Origin of the sequence: Pseudomonas sp. HMSC076A11 (assembly GCF_001810205.1) — a bacterium.
Lineage (GTDB): Bacteria > Pseudomonadota > Gammaproteobacteria > Pseudomonadales > Pseudomonadaceae > Pseudomonas > Pseudomonas aeruginosa.
The window spans coordinates 1-245 of sequence record NZ_KV800284.1; the positions used below are offsets into that span (position 1 = coordinate 1).

The following is a 245-nucleotide window of genomic DNA, read 5'->3' on the forward strand; positions in this document are numbered from 1 at the left end:
GACTGCCGCATCTTCCAGAACCAGAAGGTCCCGGACATCATCAAGCAGGTGTTCCGCGACCTCGGCTTCTCCGACTTCGAGGACGCCCTGAGCCGCTCCTACCGCGAGTGGGAATACTGCGTGCAGTACCGCGAGACCAGCTTCGACTTCATCAGCCGGCTGATGGAACAGGAAGGCATCTACTACTGGTTCCGCCATGAGCAGAAGCGCCACATCCTGGTGCTCTCCGACGCCTACGGCGCGCA

General features: G+C 61.2%; 1 protein-coding gene. It reads left to right on the forward strand.

The genetic code is table 11. The annotated features are described in order from the left end of the window. Positions 1–245: type VI secretion system tip protein VgrG (vgrG, locus tag HMPREF2716_RS07160; protein WP_141762306.1), on the forward strand; the 245-nt coding region annotated here is incomplete at both ends.